Below are 14,969 nucleotides of genomic sequence, written 5' to 3' on the forward strand. Positions count from 1 at the left end.
AGGGAGAATTTTATGGATAAACTTAGTGAAATTTTAAATATCGTATACGCCGCACTCTGCGATCCTAGCTCAAAATATTTTCTAGGAGATGAGCATGGAATTCTAGGAAGCGGAATTCTTGGAATTTTATATAGGACATTTACGGCGCCGAATTTTTGGTGCTACTTTGCTGCGTATCTGATCGCTGCGATCCCCTTTGGGCTTTTGATCGGCAGATACCTAGGCGGCGTGGATATCAAAAGCGAGGGCAGCGGCTCCATAGGCGCCACCAACGTCCTTCGCGTCTTAAAAACTCGCGATCCGCAAAAAGCAAAAAAACTCGCGATCCTCACGGTCGCCTGCGACGCGCTAAAGGGCGTCCTGCCGATACTGATCGCGCGAGCTTTAGGCTTTGATGAAAACGTGCTGTGGAGCATGGCGGTCTTTGCGGTGCTTGGGCACTGCTTTAGCCCGTATCTGAAATTTAACGGCGGCAAGGGCATTGCGACGGGAGCCGGCGTGCTTGCTTGCTTCATTCCTATCGAGCTTATCATCGCGCTTGCCGTTTGGTTTATAGTCGGCAAGACTGTTAAAATTTCATCCGTAGCCTCGCTCGCAGCGGCGCTTGCACTAGTTATCGCAAGCTACGTGATCCATCCGCAGATGCCGGCGATCAACACTCATGCGCCGATCTTTCTGATAGTTTTCATCGTATTTTACAAGCACGCGCCGAATATCGCCAGGCTGCTTAAGGGCGAGGAAAAGCGCGTAGTATGATTAAAATTTTAATCGAAAAGCTGGAATTCGGCGCGATAATCGGGACGCTGGATTTTGAGCGCAAACGTGAGCAGCGCGTGTGGGTGTGGGCAAAGCTCGGGGCGGAGGAATTTATTGACTACGCGCGGGTTTGCGAATATATCAAAGCGGAGCTTCGCGAGAAAAAATTTCGCCTCGTGGAGGACGCGCTAAGATACTTCGCGCAGGAGTTTCACTCAAAATTTCGATCGATGGATTATTTTTATATGAAAATTTTAAAACCTGAAATTTTACAAGATGCGAGCGTCGGCGCGGAAATAGAGATAAAATTTTAAAATTTCTTTAAAAAATCTTGAAATTTTGCTTAAAATATGTTAAAATCGCCGCAAAATTTTAAGGCAAGGAAATTAAATGAGAATTTTAATAGTCGAGGACGAGGTGACTTTAAACAAGACGATAGCGGAGGGCTTGATGGAGTTCGGCTATCAGACGGATACTTCCGAGAGTTTTAAGGACGCAGAGTATTATATCGGCATTAGAAATTATGATTTGGTGCTAACCGATTGGATGCTAGCTGACGGCAACGGCATCGATCTCATCGCATTAGTTAAGCAAAAATCCGCGCGCACCTCCGTCGTCGTGTTATCTGCAAAAGACGATAAAGAAAGTGAGATCAAAGCGCTTCGCGCGGGTGCGGACGATTTTATCAAAAAACCTTTCGACTTTGATGTTTTAGTAGCACGCCTTGAGGCTAGACTTCGCTTCGGTGGCTCAAATATCATCAAGATCGACGATCTTATCATTGATCCTGATGAGGAAAAAATTACTTACTTGGGTCAAGAGATCGAGCTTAAGGGCAAGCCGTTTGAGGTGCTAACTCACTTGGCGCGCCACAGCGATCAGATCGTAAGCAAAGAGCAGCTGCTAGACGCTATCTGGGAGGAGCCCGAGCTCGTTACGCCAAATGTCATTGAAGTAGCGATCAATCAAATTCGGCAGAAAATGGATAAGCCTCTAAATATCTCTACGATCGAGACCGTTCGCAGACGCGGATATAGATTTTGCTTTCCACAAAAAGCCTAAGAGTCCGCTTTGTAATACAATTAGCATCCGCTTCGTTGATGCTAATTGTCATTTTTTCGGTAATGCTCTATAATTATATGAGAATTACCATCTTTGAAACTCCCGTTCAAAATTTAATCCAAAGAGCGCAAAAAATCGTAGACGCCTCCGTGCCGTCTGAGAAAATTTCATCTTTTTTACAAGACGCATCCGGTGAATACGAAAGCAAAATCATCGAAAACGAAAGTATCAATAAACCTAAATTTATCGAAAGCTTCGAGGATGGCAGGAGCTATTTACAGCTGCACTATCCTTATGGTAAGGATAAAATTTTAAGCATTAAAGCAGACGTGAGCGTCTATGCAAACATCGTAAATCAAATACTCATCGACATAATTTTAGTAAATTTGACTATGATATTTTTGGTGGTGTTTTACGCGATGTTTCTCTCGCGCATGCTGCTGATGCCGATTAAGCTGATTAGCCAAAGGCTTGCTTCGGTGGATGAGAAATTTCTAAAGCCGATCGACGCAGCGGAAATTCCAAGTGAATTTAGCCCGCTTTCAAACAGCATAAACCGCCTGCTTGAGCGCATCGAGACCTTCATTTTGTATCAAAAAGAGCTTTTTATCGGCATCGCGCATGAGCTTAAAACTCCGCTTGCGGTGATGAAAACCAAAAACGAAGTTACGCTAATTAAGCCGCGCGAGAGTGAGAAATATATCGAGGCGCTTAAAAACAATAACGACTCGATCGATAGTATGAATAAGATGATCAGCTCCATCCTAGAGATCGGGCGACAGGAGGGGGCGCAGTTTGAGGCGCCCGAGCAGATCGATATGATCGCCTATCTCAAGGAGCTGTGCGTAAATTTCACGATTTTAGCGCGTACGGCAGGCAAGGACTTGACGATGGATCTTAAGCCTGAACAGCTTGAAATTTCGGTGCAGAAAAGTCTCTTTATGCACGTGATTCAAAATTTTATCCAAAACGCCATAAAATTTTCTCCGGACGGCGAAAAAGTACTGATCGAGAGCGAAATTTCGAACGGAAATTTCATCGTGCAAGTTGCAAACAAAGGCGAGCCGCTTAACGAAGAGATCGATTATTTCGCGCCTTTTAAGCGCTACGGCGGCAAACCGGGAGCTGGGCTTGGGTTATTTTTAGCCAAAAATGCTGCTCAAGCGATGGGTGCGCAAGTGGATCTTAAAAACGACAAAGGGCGCTCGCTAATTGTCGCGATTTTCAAACTTCCGCTAAAAAATTTAAGAAATAGCCCGAAATTCCGCTATTTTAAAACAAAATGAAGCTTTTTATGGTATAAACGCCATAAATTTTTTCGTAAGGTAAAATTATATGTCATTGTTGATTACAAAAGAATGCATCAGTTGCGACGCTTGCCGCGAGGAATGCCCTAATGAAGCTATTTTTGAGGATGAGCCGATATACATCATAGACGCCGATCGATGCTGTGAGTGCGTAGATGATTACTCCGAGCCCGCTTGTATCGTGGTTTGTCCCGTCGAGTGTATCATCACCGATCCCGATAATATCGAGACGGCGGACGAGCTGAAATACAAACACGTCCATATGGAAATTTAAATGCCCAAGCGCGTCGCAGTCATAGATCTGGGCTCAAATTCCGCCAGAGCCGTGATTTTCGAGCGCACGAGTAGGCTCGGATTTTTCATTTTGGCCGAGCACAAGATCAAGATCCGCCTAGGCGAAGGCGCTTACGAAAACGGCGGAATTTTAACTCCCGAAGCGATGCAAAAATGCCTGCTGGCGTTTAAAAAATTTAAAACCCTGGTATGCAATTACAAAGCCAAACGCGTGCTTTGCATCGGTACATCCGCGCTTCGCGATGCACCGAATGGGAGCGAGTTTATAAATCTCGTCCGCAAGCAAACTGGCATTGCGATCCGCAAGATAGACGGGCAGATGGAGGCGTATCTAGGCGCCTATGCGGCGCAAAATTTGCTTAGCGACTTTTCCGAGGGCGTTACGTTAGATATCGGCGGCGGCTCGACCGAGCTTGCTTACATCAAAAACGGCAGGATAGAAAATAAAATTTCTCTAAATTTAGGCACGGTGCGGCTAAAGGAGCTGTTTTTCGACCGCGGCGACACAAAGGGGCTGGAGAAATACATAAACAGCGCGATCTCGCAGGTAGGTGCCGAATTTCGCACGCAAAATTTAATCGTAATGGGCGGCTCCGCGCGAGCGCTCTCGGGCGCCGTGATGAGCCTACAAAACCATCCGCTAAAGATCGTGCATAATTTCAGCTACGATTACGAAAAATACGCGCCGTTTTTTGCCAAGCTGATGAGCGCAAAGACGCTTGATCTGGCGAAATTCCCGATCAAAAAAGACCGCTACGACACGATAAGAGAGGGCGCCATTATCTTTGATAAGATCGTAAGGCGCCTAGGGGCGAAAAAGATCATCACCAGCGGCGTAGGAGTGCGCGAGGGGGCGTTTTTAAGCTCGATTCTGCGCGGCGCAAACCTGCCTAGAGGCTTTAATCCGAGCCTAAGAAGCCTTAAAGATCGCTTCGCTTCCGAGCCGAGCGAGGCTCCGAAGTTTGCGAAAGCACTGTTTTGCGCGCTATTGCCTCTACACGGCTTGGGCGAAAAATATATTAAAATTCTACAAACCGCAGCATCGCTTTGCGAGATCGGGCGGGCGATCGGCTTTTATGCCAAGCACGAAACCAGCGCGGATATGGTGCTCGGCGGGCTGAACTACCGCACGACGCACAAAGAAAAAGCGCTCATAGCCGCGATCATCTCGATGCACGGAAAGCGCGAGCTGGGAGCTACGTTCGCGCCTTTGAGCGCGATTTTGCCCGATGCCGGCAAGCTCGCCTGGCTGAGCTATATTTTGGAGCTTGCGCGCCTCTTAAGCGAAAACGCGCTAAAAAATTTAGAATTTAGCTTTGAAAATTCCACTCTTAAAATCTCCGGCGCGGATAATTTGATAATGCTTAAAGGAAGCCTTAAAAAGCTCGCAAAACCCGCAATTTTTGCGATAAAATTCTTTTAAATGGCGCCCTGCTTGTCGCGTAAGTTTAAGGCGGGCGGAGTTTGTTTAATTTTAGGAGCTTGAAGCGGGCGATAAATCCCTATCAATAGCGCTTTTTAAATTTTAATTCCATTCTTGGCTAAAGAATAGACGCTAAAAAATCCGTAGTCGGTGCGAACGTAAAGGCGCTCGCTCGAGATTTCAATAGCGGCAGTTTTGACGCAGTGCTCGCACTCAAACTCGCCTAAGAGGCGAAAATCCTCCAAGCTGAATGCTTTAAATCCACCGTAAAAATACGTAAGAAAAATTTGATCGTTTGCGGCAAACCTCATCACGCTTCTTGGCAAGGTTTTTGGTACGCTTAGACGCTTTTTGCTTGCGACGTCCCAAAAATACAGCTCATCAAAGCCGTTATTTATGACTAAAATCGCATCATTCTTGATGAGCCCCACGTTTAGGGAGTGGATATAGCCCACGTCGCATTCGATACGGCAAAGCTCGGCGAAGTCTTTTAGGCGGTAGAGCCTGGCGATATTTTTGCCACCTTCACCCCCACAGGCTGCGCAAATTTTATTGCCGAAGCCTATCGTTTTTACCGAAAAATCCGTTTTAAAATTTAGCTTCTTGTCGCTTCCGAAAGCTAAAATTCCGTTCGTGCTACAGGCTAGAATTTCGCCATTGCCGCTTAGAGCAGAGCTAAAGCCTCCTCCTGTGATACCCCAGGCTTCAAAAAGCCTGCTGAATTTTTCTCCGTCAAAAAGAAAGAATTCGTGGTCCAAATCAAGCACTAAAGCTTTTTGGTAGCGGTCATTTTCCACGCTAAAATTTTTGGTAGCTTAATTTGCGCAAGAGTTTTTAGTTCGCCGTCCAGCACGATTAAATAATCGCAGCCATGCTCGTCAAAATTACATTTATAAACGTAGAATTTATCCTCAAACTCGGCAAATCCAAGCGCCCCGCTGTATCCGCCGCCGATATAGGCATGCGCTATTGCTTCGCCGAATTTTGCTTTTTTGTTTTCGTAGATGAAGCCCTTTTTTAGGACATCAACTTGCTTTTTTACGAAAGCTTTTTGCAAGGCATCGCAATTTGCGAATTCTTTAGAGCTCAGCCTTTCTTTGCCGTTTTGTAGAGTCTTTGAAATCAAACTAAGCCCGTGCGTTTGAAGCAGGATCTCTTTCTCGCCGTCGGTAAATTTTTTCATAGCAGCCCCCTAAGTATAAATTTGAAGTCTAATTTTAGAATCTCAAAGCTTAAACTACGGGGCGCGGCAAAGCTGTTTAAAATCTACCGAGCGCTTCTTTGACGTGATCCTCCGCCATGTCGATATTCCACATCGGCTCAAAGACGAGATCAATCTCCACCTCACCGATGCCATCCACGCTCTCGGCACCTGCGCGCACCCATTCCACCATCATCTCATGCAGCGGGCACGACTGAGTCGATAGCGTCATCGTGACTTTGACGTTGTTCGCCTCATCTACCGCTACATCGTAGATGAGCCCTAGCGACACGACGTCAAAGCCCACCTCGGGGTCCACCACGGCGCGAAGCGCCTCGTAAATTTTCTCCTTCGTTACTTTCATTTTTCCTCTCCGAATTTTATGTAGTTAAAGATATTTACGATGTTGATTAGCACCAAAATTATACTTGCCGCTTGCAAGATAACCGCAGGCGTTAGCGCTCCAAAGCCCGCGCACGCAAGCGCTAAGACGTTCGGCACGCAGGCTGCGTAGGCGATCTTTTTGATTATCATATCCTCCAGCATAGGGATTTTGCGCTTGCCGACGAAGGGCGAGACGTAGTGGTACCAGATGAGAAAAGGCGCGATTTTATAAAGGTGCGCGACGATGAAGGCGAATAAAAAGCCGTATAGCAGCCCAAACGCCGCCGCATCTGCGCGACCCATGAGCCAAAATGCCGCGCTAAATCCCAAAGCCGCCAGCGAGATGTAGACGTTTAAATTCCAATAATCGATCGCTTTTCGCACTCGCCTGGCTAGGATGTAGATCGCCTGAGCTGCAAAGCTCGCAAGCGCGGCAAATGCGATGAAAATTCCAAAGTCTTTTAGCAAAAACAGCCCCGCGAGCAGATACAGCGCCAGCGAAGCTTTTGCTAGTGCGAAGCTTAGATCGTGCGCCAGGCTAAACATCGGCAGCAGCACGCACGCAGCGCCTACGATGACGAAAAACACAAAGCCCAGCACGAAGTATATGTGATAGGATAAAATTTCTGAAAAATACACTCCGAAAATCTCCACGCCGCTAAGCGCTAGCACGAGCGCAAAGCCAAGGCTGATCCCTACCGCCAAAAACGCAGCCGAGATCGCAAGTGCTACGGCGGGGAAGCTCCATTTGGGCGTGCCGATGAAGCTTAGCGCGTAGCAGATCGTAAAATAAAATAGACTAAGCAGCAAAACGGCGCCGCCTGCGTGCATCAAAGGGATGCTTGAAAGCAGCAATCCCGCGCTTAGCAGAGCCACGCCCACGCCGTAGGCGAGGAGATTTAAAAACGCAAATTTGACGGTGAAAAATTCCTTTTGGATGATGACGGAGGTGAGCTGATAGAGCGCTCCGATGATTATGCTGATTACAAATCCCAGCAAAAATACGTGAAAAAAGCTCGCCGTCTGCGGCGCCTGGATCGCGCCGAAATCGGCCTTTAAAAAGCTCGCCGCGCTTAGCAGCAAAAAGATAAAGCCGCAGATGAAATAGCCGCCTACGATGCGAAACGGCGGCGAAAAGGTTGTGATATTCATCTAAATTTTAAAGCCCTTTAGCCGTGGCACTTCGCGTCGGTGTCGAAGCCCTCATTGACCGCGCCGGGCTTTAGACTGATGGTGAGCTTGACCGCGTCGCCGTCCAGATCCTCGCGGGCAATGTCAAATTTAGACTCGATCTTCGGGATTAGCCCCATCGGAAATTTATGATTGACCATGATAACCTTTTTGGTTTCGTCTTTTACGAAATTTAGCGCCACCAGCGCATTTACCATCGGCTCGGGCGGGACGCATTTGCGCGAATCAAAGCCGATGTACTCCACGCCGTCTTGCGATTTTTTATAAAATTTCACCGTAGCGCCCGCTGCGTCAAACTCCTGCCAGTCTGTGAAAAAATCCATACTTGATCCTTTTTTAAAATTTCGCGCGATTATATAGCAAATTTTAAAATTTTGAAATGAGGTAGGTCAAGTCCTATTTGGAATTTGTAAATTTAGCCGAATTTTAATACACTACGCGTTAAAATTTTAAATCCGAGGACCATTATGCAGACCATCACGATCATCGATACGTTCGGCTTTTTTTTCAGGCTCTACTACGCTATGAGCGGGCTTAAAACCAAAGACGGCAAACCCAGCGGCATGGTGAGCGGGTTTGCGAGCTTTATCGCAAATCTTTCGAAGGAATTTAAGAGCGATTATATAATTTTCGCTCTGGATAGCAAGGGCAAGACCTTTCGCTCGGATATCGATCCGAACTACAAAACTAACCGCCAAGCCCCGCCGCCTGCGCTTTTGCAGCAGCTGCCCGTCTGCATCGAGATGATCGAAAAGATGGGGCTTTACTCGCTCGGGCGCGAGGGCTACGAGGCGGACGATCTCATCGCAAGCGTCGTTAAAAAGCACGGCGCCACGCATAAAATCAACATCGTTACCTCCGACAAGGACCTGTATCAGCTCATCGGCGAAAACGTTAAAATTTACAGTCACGGCAAAAAGATGCTTTACGGAAGGGATGAGTGTTTGCAGCGCTACGGCGTCTATCCCGAGCAGATCGTGGATTTTTTAGCGATCTGCGGCGACAGCGCCGATAATATCCCGGGCGTGCGCGGCATCGGCGATAAGGGGGCGAAGAAGCTTTTAGACGAATGGGGCTCGCTCGATGAGATCTATTCAAATTTAGACCGCCTGCCGCAAAACAAACAGCGCGAGTATCTGATAGAAGGTAGGCAGAGCGCTTACATAAGCAAGCGCCTGGCCACGCTTTACGACGAGCTGGAAATCCCGCCTTTGGAGGACGCGAAATTTCCGCAGCAAAATCCGCTTTTTAAAATTCGCGAAATTTTAAAAGATTACGCGCTAAATAGGCTTCTTTCGGCATTAAGCTTGCAAGAGCAGAACGGACTTGATCTTTGGGGCGAGGGCAAAGGCACAAGCACAAAAAGCTCCGTTTTAAGCGCGGGTAGAGAAGGCGCGGGCGCAGAGCTGTCTCGCGGTGGCTCTATCTTGGGCGCTGCCGTAGGGGGGCTAGACGGGCAAAATTCTATCCCGGGCGGCTCTGTTTGCGGCGGACAAAGCTGTGAGAGCGCTTTTAAAACGCCCTTTGAGTCTATTTGTATCACCGATGCCGCGGAGCTTGCAAGGCTGTGCGAGGGAGTGGACGCCGAGACCTTAGTGAGCTTCGATACGGAAACTACTAGCATCGACAGCAAAAGCGCCAAGATCGTGGGGTTTTCGTTTGCGTTTAACGAGGAGTGCGCCTACTACGTTCCGCTCGCGCATAGCTATTTGGGCGCTCCTGCTCAAATTTCTTCGGACGCGGCAAAGGCTGCGATCGGCTCGCTGTTTCGCGGATATGTCGTGGGGCAAAATTTAAAATACGATTTTGAGATCGTGAAAAATAATTTTAACATTGAGCCGCCTGCGCGCTTTGCCGATACGATGGTGCTGGCGTGGCTGCTCGATCCCGCAAACGCTGTGGGGATGGACTCTATCTCGCCGCGCTATCTAGGCTATGAGACCGTGCATTTCGGCGACGTCGTCAAAAAGGGCGAGACCTTCGCCTCTGTAGAGCTGGACGCCGCTACAATCTATGCTAGCGAGGATGCGTGGGTGACGCTGAGGCTGTATTTTAAGCTAAAGGAGCTGTTAGAGCACGCGCTTTTTAAGCTCGCGCAGGAGCTTGAGTTCCCATTCGTGCGGGTGCTTTGGCAGATGCAAAGATGCGGCATCAAGATCGACGTAGAGATGATAAAGCGCCTTATCGTGCGTAACGAAAAGTCCCTGCGAGCGCTCACGGATGAAATTTATGAGCTTTGCGGCGAGCAGTTTAATATAAACTCTCCCGCTCAGCTCGGTGCCGTGCTTTTCGAGCGGCTTGGGCTTCCTGCGGCGAAGCGCACGAAGACGGGCTATAGCACCGATGAAAGCGTGCTGAAGGATCTTACGGCGCTGCATCCCGCGGTGGGTAAAATTTTAGACTACCGCGAGCTGTTTAAGCTGCAAAGCACCTACTGCGAGCCGCTGCTGCAGCTTGCCCTGGCCGATGCGCAAAACCGCGTCAGATCGAATTTCTTGCAGACCGGCACGGCCACCGGGCGGCTAGCGAGCAAAAATCCGAACCTTCAAAATATCCCCGCGCGCGGTACGTTTGCGAAGGACGTGCGAGACTGCTTTCTAGCAGACGAAGGCTACTCGCTGATCTCGCTTGATTACTCGCAGATTGAGCTGCGCCTACTAGCGCACTTCTCGCGCGATCCTGCGCTTTTGGCGGCGTTTAGGGCGGATGAGGACATTCACGCGCGCACGGCGATCAGCATCTTCGGCGACGCACAGCCCACGCACCGCACGATCGCAAAGAGCATAAATTTCGGCCTTATCTACGGCATGGGCGCGGGTAAGCTAAGCGATAGCCTAGGTATCGCGCGCGCCGAGGCGAAAGGCTATATCGAGCGCTATTTCGCGGCGTTTTCCACGATCAAGGAGTTTTTGCAAAGCATAAAATCGGACGCGAAAGAAAGCGGCTATGTAAGCACGCTTTTTGGGCGCAGGCGCTACTTCGATTTCGCAAACGCGCGTAACAACATGGTCTATGCGAGCTACGAGCGCGAGGCGGTGAATACGAAATTTCAAGGCTCCGCCGCCGACATCATCAAAAAGGCGATGGTTGAGATTTCGCCGCTGCTAAACGATGAGGTGCGGCTAATTTTGCAGATCCACGATGAGCTGATCTTCGAGGTGCGGGACGATTTGGCGCAGAGCTTCGGCGAGCGCGCGCAGGAGATAATGCAAAGCGCGGCGAGCCTGAACGTGCCGCTTAAGACGAGCCTAAACATCGCAAAGCGCTGGGGCGAGCTGAAGTAGCTCCGCTAAATTTAAAGCGCAGAGAAATTTTACCCTGGATGATTAGTAAAAATTTCAGCGCGATTTAGGTATATTGTGAAAAATTTAAGGTAAAAGATGAAATTTAACGATATTGATTTATCAAACTGGCACGAAAGCGATGTTTGGACGGATGATTTGTGGCTAATCCAAAGCCGCGAAAAAAGCGGAAAACACGAAAATGTCTATCATGGAAATTTTGTGCCGCAAGTAGCGTATCAGTTGATTTCTCGTTATACTAAAAAAGGCGAAACGGTTCTGGATCCGTTTTGCGGTAGTGGAACAAGTCTTTTTGAATGCGAAAAGTTAGGACGAAAGTTCATCGGACTTGATATAAATGAGCAAATTTTAAACTATGTAAAGGCTAAAATGAGCGGTAGTTCGCAAGATTTTTTTGCTTTAAATTTATGCGACAATGCCAGTACCTCAGCTAAAATCTATATACAAAATTCGCTTGATTTCTTAGGGCAAAAGCAAGTGGCATTCGCGATTTTTCATCCGCCGTATCATGATATTGTCAGATTTACCCAAAATCCGGCGGACTTATCAAACTGCAAAAGCATAGATGAGTTTTTGATTGGATTTAGGAAAAGTTGCGAAAATTCTTTAAATTTTCTAGCTAAAGACAGATATTTTGCCGTCATTATCGGTGATATTTATAAAAATAGCGAGGTTGTACTGCTATCGTTTTTATGCCTTGATATGATAAAGAGAAATTTTAAAACTAGATTAAAAGGTGTAATCGTAAAAAATATCGAAGGTAATCGCGGTAAACTCGGAGCGGGCGGAATTTGGCGGTATCGTGCATTAAAAAATGACTATTATATTTTTAAGCATGAGTATATTTTGATTTTTAAAAAGGAGTTTTGATGAGTAAAACTACTAAAACAGAGCTTTTCTTAGAACTTGCAAGGCCAAATAAAAATGGTGTTTCTAGATGGGTGAGCGTAGGCGAGTTCATAGGAATTTATAAAGAATTGCAGCTTGGAAATGGTGGTAGCTGGTGTAGGGCGAATTCAACATTAGCTAAAAATTATATCGTTGAATTTGATAAAAGTCGAACAAGAGGTAACTCAATTGATGCTATTAGATTAAATGGGCTAAATTTAGCCCAAAATTTTAATCAAAATATTAGGCAAGATATAAAGAATTTTTACAAGACAAGAAATTGCGTGATGCTAGGTATAAATGGCACTAGCGAAAATACAAAAATAGAGATAGACCACAAAGACGGCAGAAAAAACGATTGGCGAGTAAGCGATACCGCTACGCAAAGATTAGATGATTTTCAGCCACTTTGTAAAGCTGCAAATGATATAAAGCGTCAAATTTGTAAAAAGTGTAGAGAAACAAATAAACGTTGGAGGGCTAAAAATTTGCTTGGTAATCCTTATGACTTTTATGCGGGAAGTGAAGATTATACGGATGATCTAGGTTGTGTAGGCTGTTATCAGTATGATCCAGTGGCATATCGTAAAGAGTGCGTGAGAAAAATCGCAGATGAAGCAGCCAGGCATACTAGTGAGTTTATTTTTACCAAGCTATATCAAGACGAGCAATGAACTATATTGGCTCAAAATTTTCATTGCTCGGTTTTTTGGATGAGAGTATAAGCTCGGTCGTGGGTGGCGATTTATCTAATTTAACGTTTTGCGATATGTTCGCGGGTACGGGCGTAGTCGGTACATACTTTAAAAATTGTGTTAAAAAGTTAATCGCAAACGATATAGAGCCTTATAGCTACGCTTTAAATAACCACTATATAAAAAATGACTTAGACGAAAACAACTTAGAAAATTTAGTGAATAAATACACTAATTTACCACCTAAAAAAGGTAAAATTTTTGAATTTTATGCACCTGGTGGCGGCAATGGACGACAATATTTTAGTGATGAAAACGCATGCAGAATCGATGCAATTAGACAAGGAATTTCAGAGCTTAAGCCTGACTCAAATGAGTATTTCGCTATGATTGCGAGCTTGCTTGAAAGTGCCGATATGGTGGCGAATACAGCATCCGTTTACGGTGCTTTTTTAAAAATTTTTAAAAAAGCAGCTATAAAACCTCTAAATTTTAGTTTGGCGAAATTTACGCCGTCATTGCGGCAAAATGAAGTGTATATGGCAGATGTAAATAAACTAATCGAGAAAATTTCTGGTGATATTTTATATCTTGACCCGCCGTATAATCATCGCGAATACGGAGCAAATTACCATTTGCTAAATACGATTACGCTCTACGACGACTTCGTGCCGCGCGGTAAAACAGGGCTAAGAGAGTATAAAAAATCGCTTTGGTGTAAGAAGCGAACGGTGATGATGGTATTTGAGGATTTGATCAAAAAAGCAAATTTTAAATATATTTTTTTAAGCTACAACAATGAAGGTCTTATGAGCGAGGTGCAGATTCGAGAAATTTTAAGCAGATATGGCAGATATGATTTAGTAAAGAGGCAGTACCAAAGGTTTCGTGCCGATAAGGAGCAAAATCGCAATCATAAGGCGAACTCTACTCTAGAATACCTACATATTTTAGAGAAATTTTAAAATTTTGGGACGACAAGGTTTTATAAGTTCGGTAAATTTTAATAGTAGAATTCTGCCTCCAAGGAGAATTTGTATGAAATTTTACTTACTCTAAAATTTTAAAGACTAGGCAAAGTTATAAAATTTTTATGTTTTTATAAAAATTTAGCGAGCTTTATAAATTACAATTTCCATTCACGATAGGTGAAAAGCCTAGAATTTTACTTGCCGCAAGCTCAAAATCGAAATTTTAAAATTACAAGCTCACGGTTTTTGGCTTATGCATCCAAAAAATCCTTACTAAGTAAAATTCTAGACAAAGAATATCAAGCTCGCGCTAGCGCAAATTCCGCGAGCTTACGAAAATTTCGCGCCGCCTATTTTTTAGATTTTTCTAACGCGGCGGCAAGGTCCGCTATGAGATCGTCCGCGTTTTCGATGCCTATGGCTAGGCGCAGCAAATTTTGACTGATGCCGATGCGCTCTTGCAGCTCGCGCGGATAGCTCTCGTGCGTCATCGACGCAGGATGGCAGATCAGGCTTTCTACGCCGCCCAGACTAACCGCCAGATCGAATAGCTCAAGGCTGCGCGCAAAGGTTTTATAGTCGTATTGCGGCTTAAGCACCAGCGAGATGACCGCTCCGATGCCGCTAGCTTGGCGATCTTGTATCTTTTTTTCGCTCGTAGAATGTGAGCCTGCGAAATTCACCGCCTCTACCGCGGGATTGCTGCGTAAAAATTCTATTATCTTTAGCGTATTTTCGCTCTGACGGTCGAAGCGCACGCTTAGCGTTTTAAGTCCGCGTATTAGCGAATACGCATCGGTAGGCGATAGCGTCGCGCCCAGAGTGTTTTTCATAAACTGAATTCTTGCAGCAAGCTCATCGTCGTTCGTTGTAACGATGCCGGCGATCAGATCGGCATGTCCGCCTATGTATTTGGTCGCGCTATAAACTACGACGTCTGCGCCGTGCTCTAGCGGGCGCTGATAATACGGGGTTAAAAAGGTATTATCCATCACCACAAGCGCGCCGTTTTTATGCGCGAGCTCGCTGATGCGCTCAATGTCGGTTACGCGCAAAAGCGGATTTGAGGGCGTTTCGATGAAGACCATTTTAACGTCGCTTGGAATTTCGGTGATCAAATTTAGATCATCCACCAAGTCGTAATTGATCCCTTGATTTTTAAAAATCCCGCTTACGTAGCGATAGGTGCCGCCGTAGACGTTGTTATTTAACAGCACGCGATCTCCGCTTTTAAGCAGCGCAAAGGCAGCGCTCGTAGCCGCCATACCCGAGGCTAGCGCGAAGGCGTATTTACTGCCTTCAAATTTTGCAAAAAGCTCTTCAAAGGCGTTGCGCGTAGGATTTGCGCCGCGCGAATAAGCGTATTTGCCGAAATCATCCAGGCTTTCTTGCACGAAGGTGCTGGCTAGATATATCGGCGGAATTACCGCATTGTGGGGGTTGGACTTGGCCTCTATGCCCTTTACGATTAGGGTATCTATTTTCATATTTTCTC

The 14,969-nt window shown here is 46.2% G+C and carries 16 protein-coding genes; 10 read left to right on the plus strand and 6 right to left on the minus strand.

Going from position 1 to position 14,969, the window contains the following annotated elements; all coding sequences use genetic code 11:
- Positions 1-12 precede the first annotated feature (12 nt).
- From plsY to Q0460_RS01760, 6 genes are all read left to right on the plus strand, one after another.
- The gene (plsY, locus tag Q0460_RS01735) at positions 13-756 is read left to right on the plus strand and encodes a glycerol-3-phosphate 1-O-acyltransferase PlsY (RefSeq protein WP_299084095.1); all 744 of its coding nucleotides are present in this window, start codon (positions 13-15) and stop codon (positions 754-756) included.
- On the plus strand, positions 753-1,070 hold the full coding sequence (locus Q0460_RS01740; RefSeq protein WP_297942626.1) for a dihydroneopterin aldolase: 318 nt from the start codon (positions 753-755) through the stop codon (positions 1,068-1,070). Before plsY ends, Q0460_RS01740 begins: the two co-directional genes overlap by 4 nt.
- Before the next feature lie 76 nt (positions 1,071-1,146).
- Positions 1,147-1,818: a homeostatic response regulator transcription factor HsrA gene (gene hsrA / locus Q0460_RS01745; RefSeq protein ID WP_005871260.1), complete on the plus strand. Its 672-nt coding sequence runs from the start codon at positions 1,147-1,149 to the stop codon at positions 1,816-1,818.
- 38 nt (positions 1,819-1,856) lie between these two features.
- Entirely contained in the window at positions 1,857-3,104 is a 1,248-nt protein-coding gene (locus Q0460_RS01750; protein ID WP_299084097.1) for a HAMP domain-containing sensor histidine kinase, read from the plus strand.
- Between the two features lie 49 nt (positions 3,105-3,153).
- Positions 3,154-3,399: a YfhL family 4Fe-4S dicluster ferredoxin gene (locus Q0460_RS01755; protein ID WP_005871264.1), complete on the plus strand. Its 246-nt coding sequence runs from the start codon at positions 3,154-3,156 to the stop codon at positions 3,397-3,399.
- On the plus strand, positions 3,400-4,842 hold the full coding sequence (locus Q0460_RS01760) for a Ppx/GppA phosphatase family protein (protein ID WP_299084100.1): 1,443 nt from the start codon (positions 3,400-3,402) through the stop codon (positions 4,840-4,842).
- Positions 4,843-4,937: 95 nt separating this feature from the next.
- On the opposite strand, the gene Q0460_RS01765 is transcribed toward Q0460_RS01760, so the two are convergent.
- The 5 genes from Q0460_RS01765 to Q0460_RS01785 form a co-directional block, all read right to left on the minus strand.
- Positions 4,938-5,609 (minus strand): hypothetical protein, encoded by a 672-nt coding sequence (locus Q0460_RS01765; protein ID WP_299084103.1) that lies wholly within the window; start codon positions 5,607-5,609, stop codon positions 4,938-4,940.
- Positions 5,609-6,025 (minus strand): hypothetical protein, encoded by a 417-nt coding sequence (locus Q0460_RS01770; RefSeq protein ID WP_299084106.1) that lies wholly within the window; start codon positions 6,023-6,025, stop codon positions 5,609-5,611. The genes Q0460_RS01765 and Q0460_RS01770 overlap by 1 nt, the downstream gene beginning before the upstream one ends.
- A gap of 76 nt (positions 6,026-6,101) precedes the next feature.
- On the minus strand, positions 6,102-6,407 hold the full coding sequence (locus Q0460_RS01775) for a metal-sulfur cluster assembly factor (RefSeq protein ID WP_299084109.1): 306 nt from the start codon (positions 6,405-6,407) through the stop codon (positions 6,102-6,104).
- Entirely contained in the window at positions 6,404-7,579 is a 1,176-nt protein-coding gene (locus Q0460_RS01780) for a peptidase M50 (protein WP_299084112.1), read from the minus strand. The genes Q0460_RS01775 and Q0460_RS01780 overlap by 4 nt, the downstream gene beginning before the upstream one ends.
- A 17-nt stretch (positions 7,580-7,596) precedes the next feature.
- Positions 7,597-7,941 carry a hypothetical protein gene (locus Q0460_RS01785; RefSeq protein ID WP_299084115.1) on the minus strand — a complete coding sequence of 115 codons (345 nt, stop codon included), beginning with the start codon at positions 7,939-7,941 and terminating at the stop codon, positions 7,597-7,599.
- Positions 7,942-8,085: 144 nt separating this feature from the next.
- On the opposite strand from Q0460_RS01785, the gene polA reads away from it, so the two are divergent.
- From polA to Q0460_RS01805, 4 genes are all read left to right on the plus strand, one after another.
- Positions 8,086-10,902 (plus strand): DNA polymerase I, encoded by a 2,817-nt coding sequence (polA, locus tag Q0460_RS01790; protein WP_299084117.1) that lies wholly within the window; start codon positions 8,086-8,088, stop codon positions 10,900-10,902.
- A 96-nt stretch (positions 10,903-10,998) separates the two neighbouring features.
- Positions 10,999-11,790 carry a DNA methyltransferase gene (locus tag Q0460_RS01795; RefSeq protein ID WP_299084119.1) on the plus strand — a complete coding sequence of 264 codons (792 nt, stop codon included), beginning with the start codon at positions 10,999-11,001 and terminating at the stop codon, positions 11,788-11,790.
- Positions 11,790-12,482, plus strand: coding sequence for a restriction endonuclease (locus Q0460_RS01800; RefSeq protein ID WP_299084122.1), 693 nt, complete (start codon positions 11,790-11,792; stop codon positions 12,480-12,482). Before Q0460_RS01795 ends, Q0460_RS01800 begins: the two co-directional genes overlap by 1 nt.
- Positions 12,479-13,468, plus strand: coding sequence for a DNA adenine methylase (locus tag Q0460_RS01805; protein WP_299084125.1), 990 nt, complete (start codon positions 12,479-12,481; stop codon positions 13,466-13,468). The genes Q0460_RS01800 and Q0460_RS01805 overlap by 4 nt, the downstream gene beginning before the upstream one ends.
- A 356-nt stretch (positions 13,469-13,824) precedes the next feature.
- On the opposite strand, the gene Q0460_RS01810 is transcribed toward Q0460_RS01805, so the two are convergent.
- Positions 13,825-14,961: a PLP-dependent aspartate aminotransferase family protein gene (locus tag Q0460_RS01810; protein WP_299084128.1), complete on the minus strand. Its 1,137-nt coding sequence runs from the start codon at positions 14,959-14,961 to the stop codon at positions 13,825-13,827.
- Between the last annotated feature and the right edge of the window lie 8 nt (positions 14,962-14,969).

Source organism: uncultured Campylobacter sp. (genome assembly GCF_937980635.1).
Classification (GTDB): Bacteria; Campylobacterota; Campylobacteria; order Campylobacterales; family Campylobacteraceae; genus Campylobacter_B.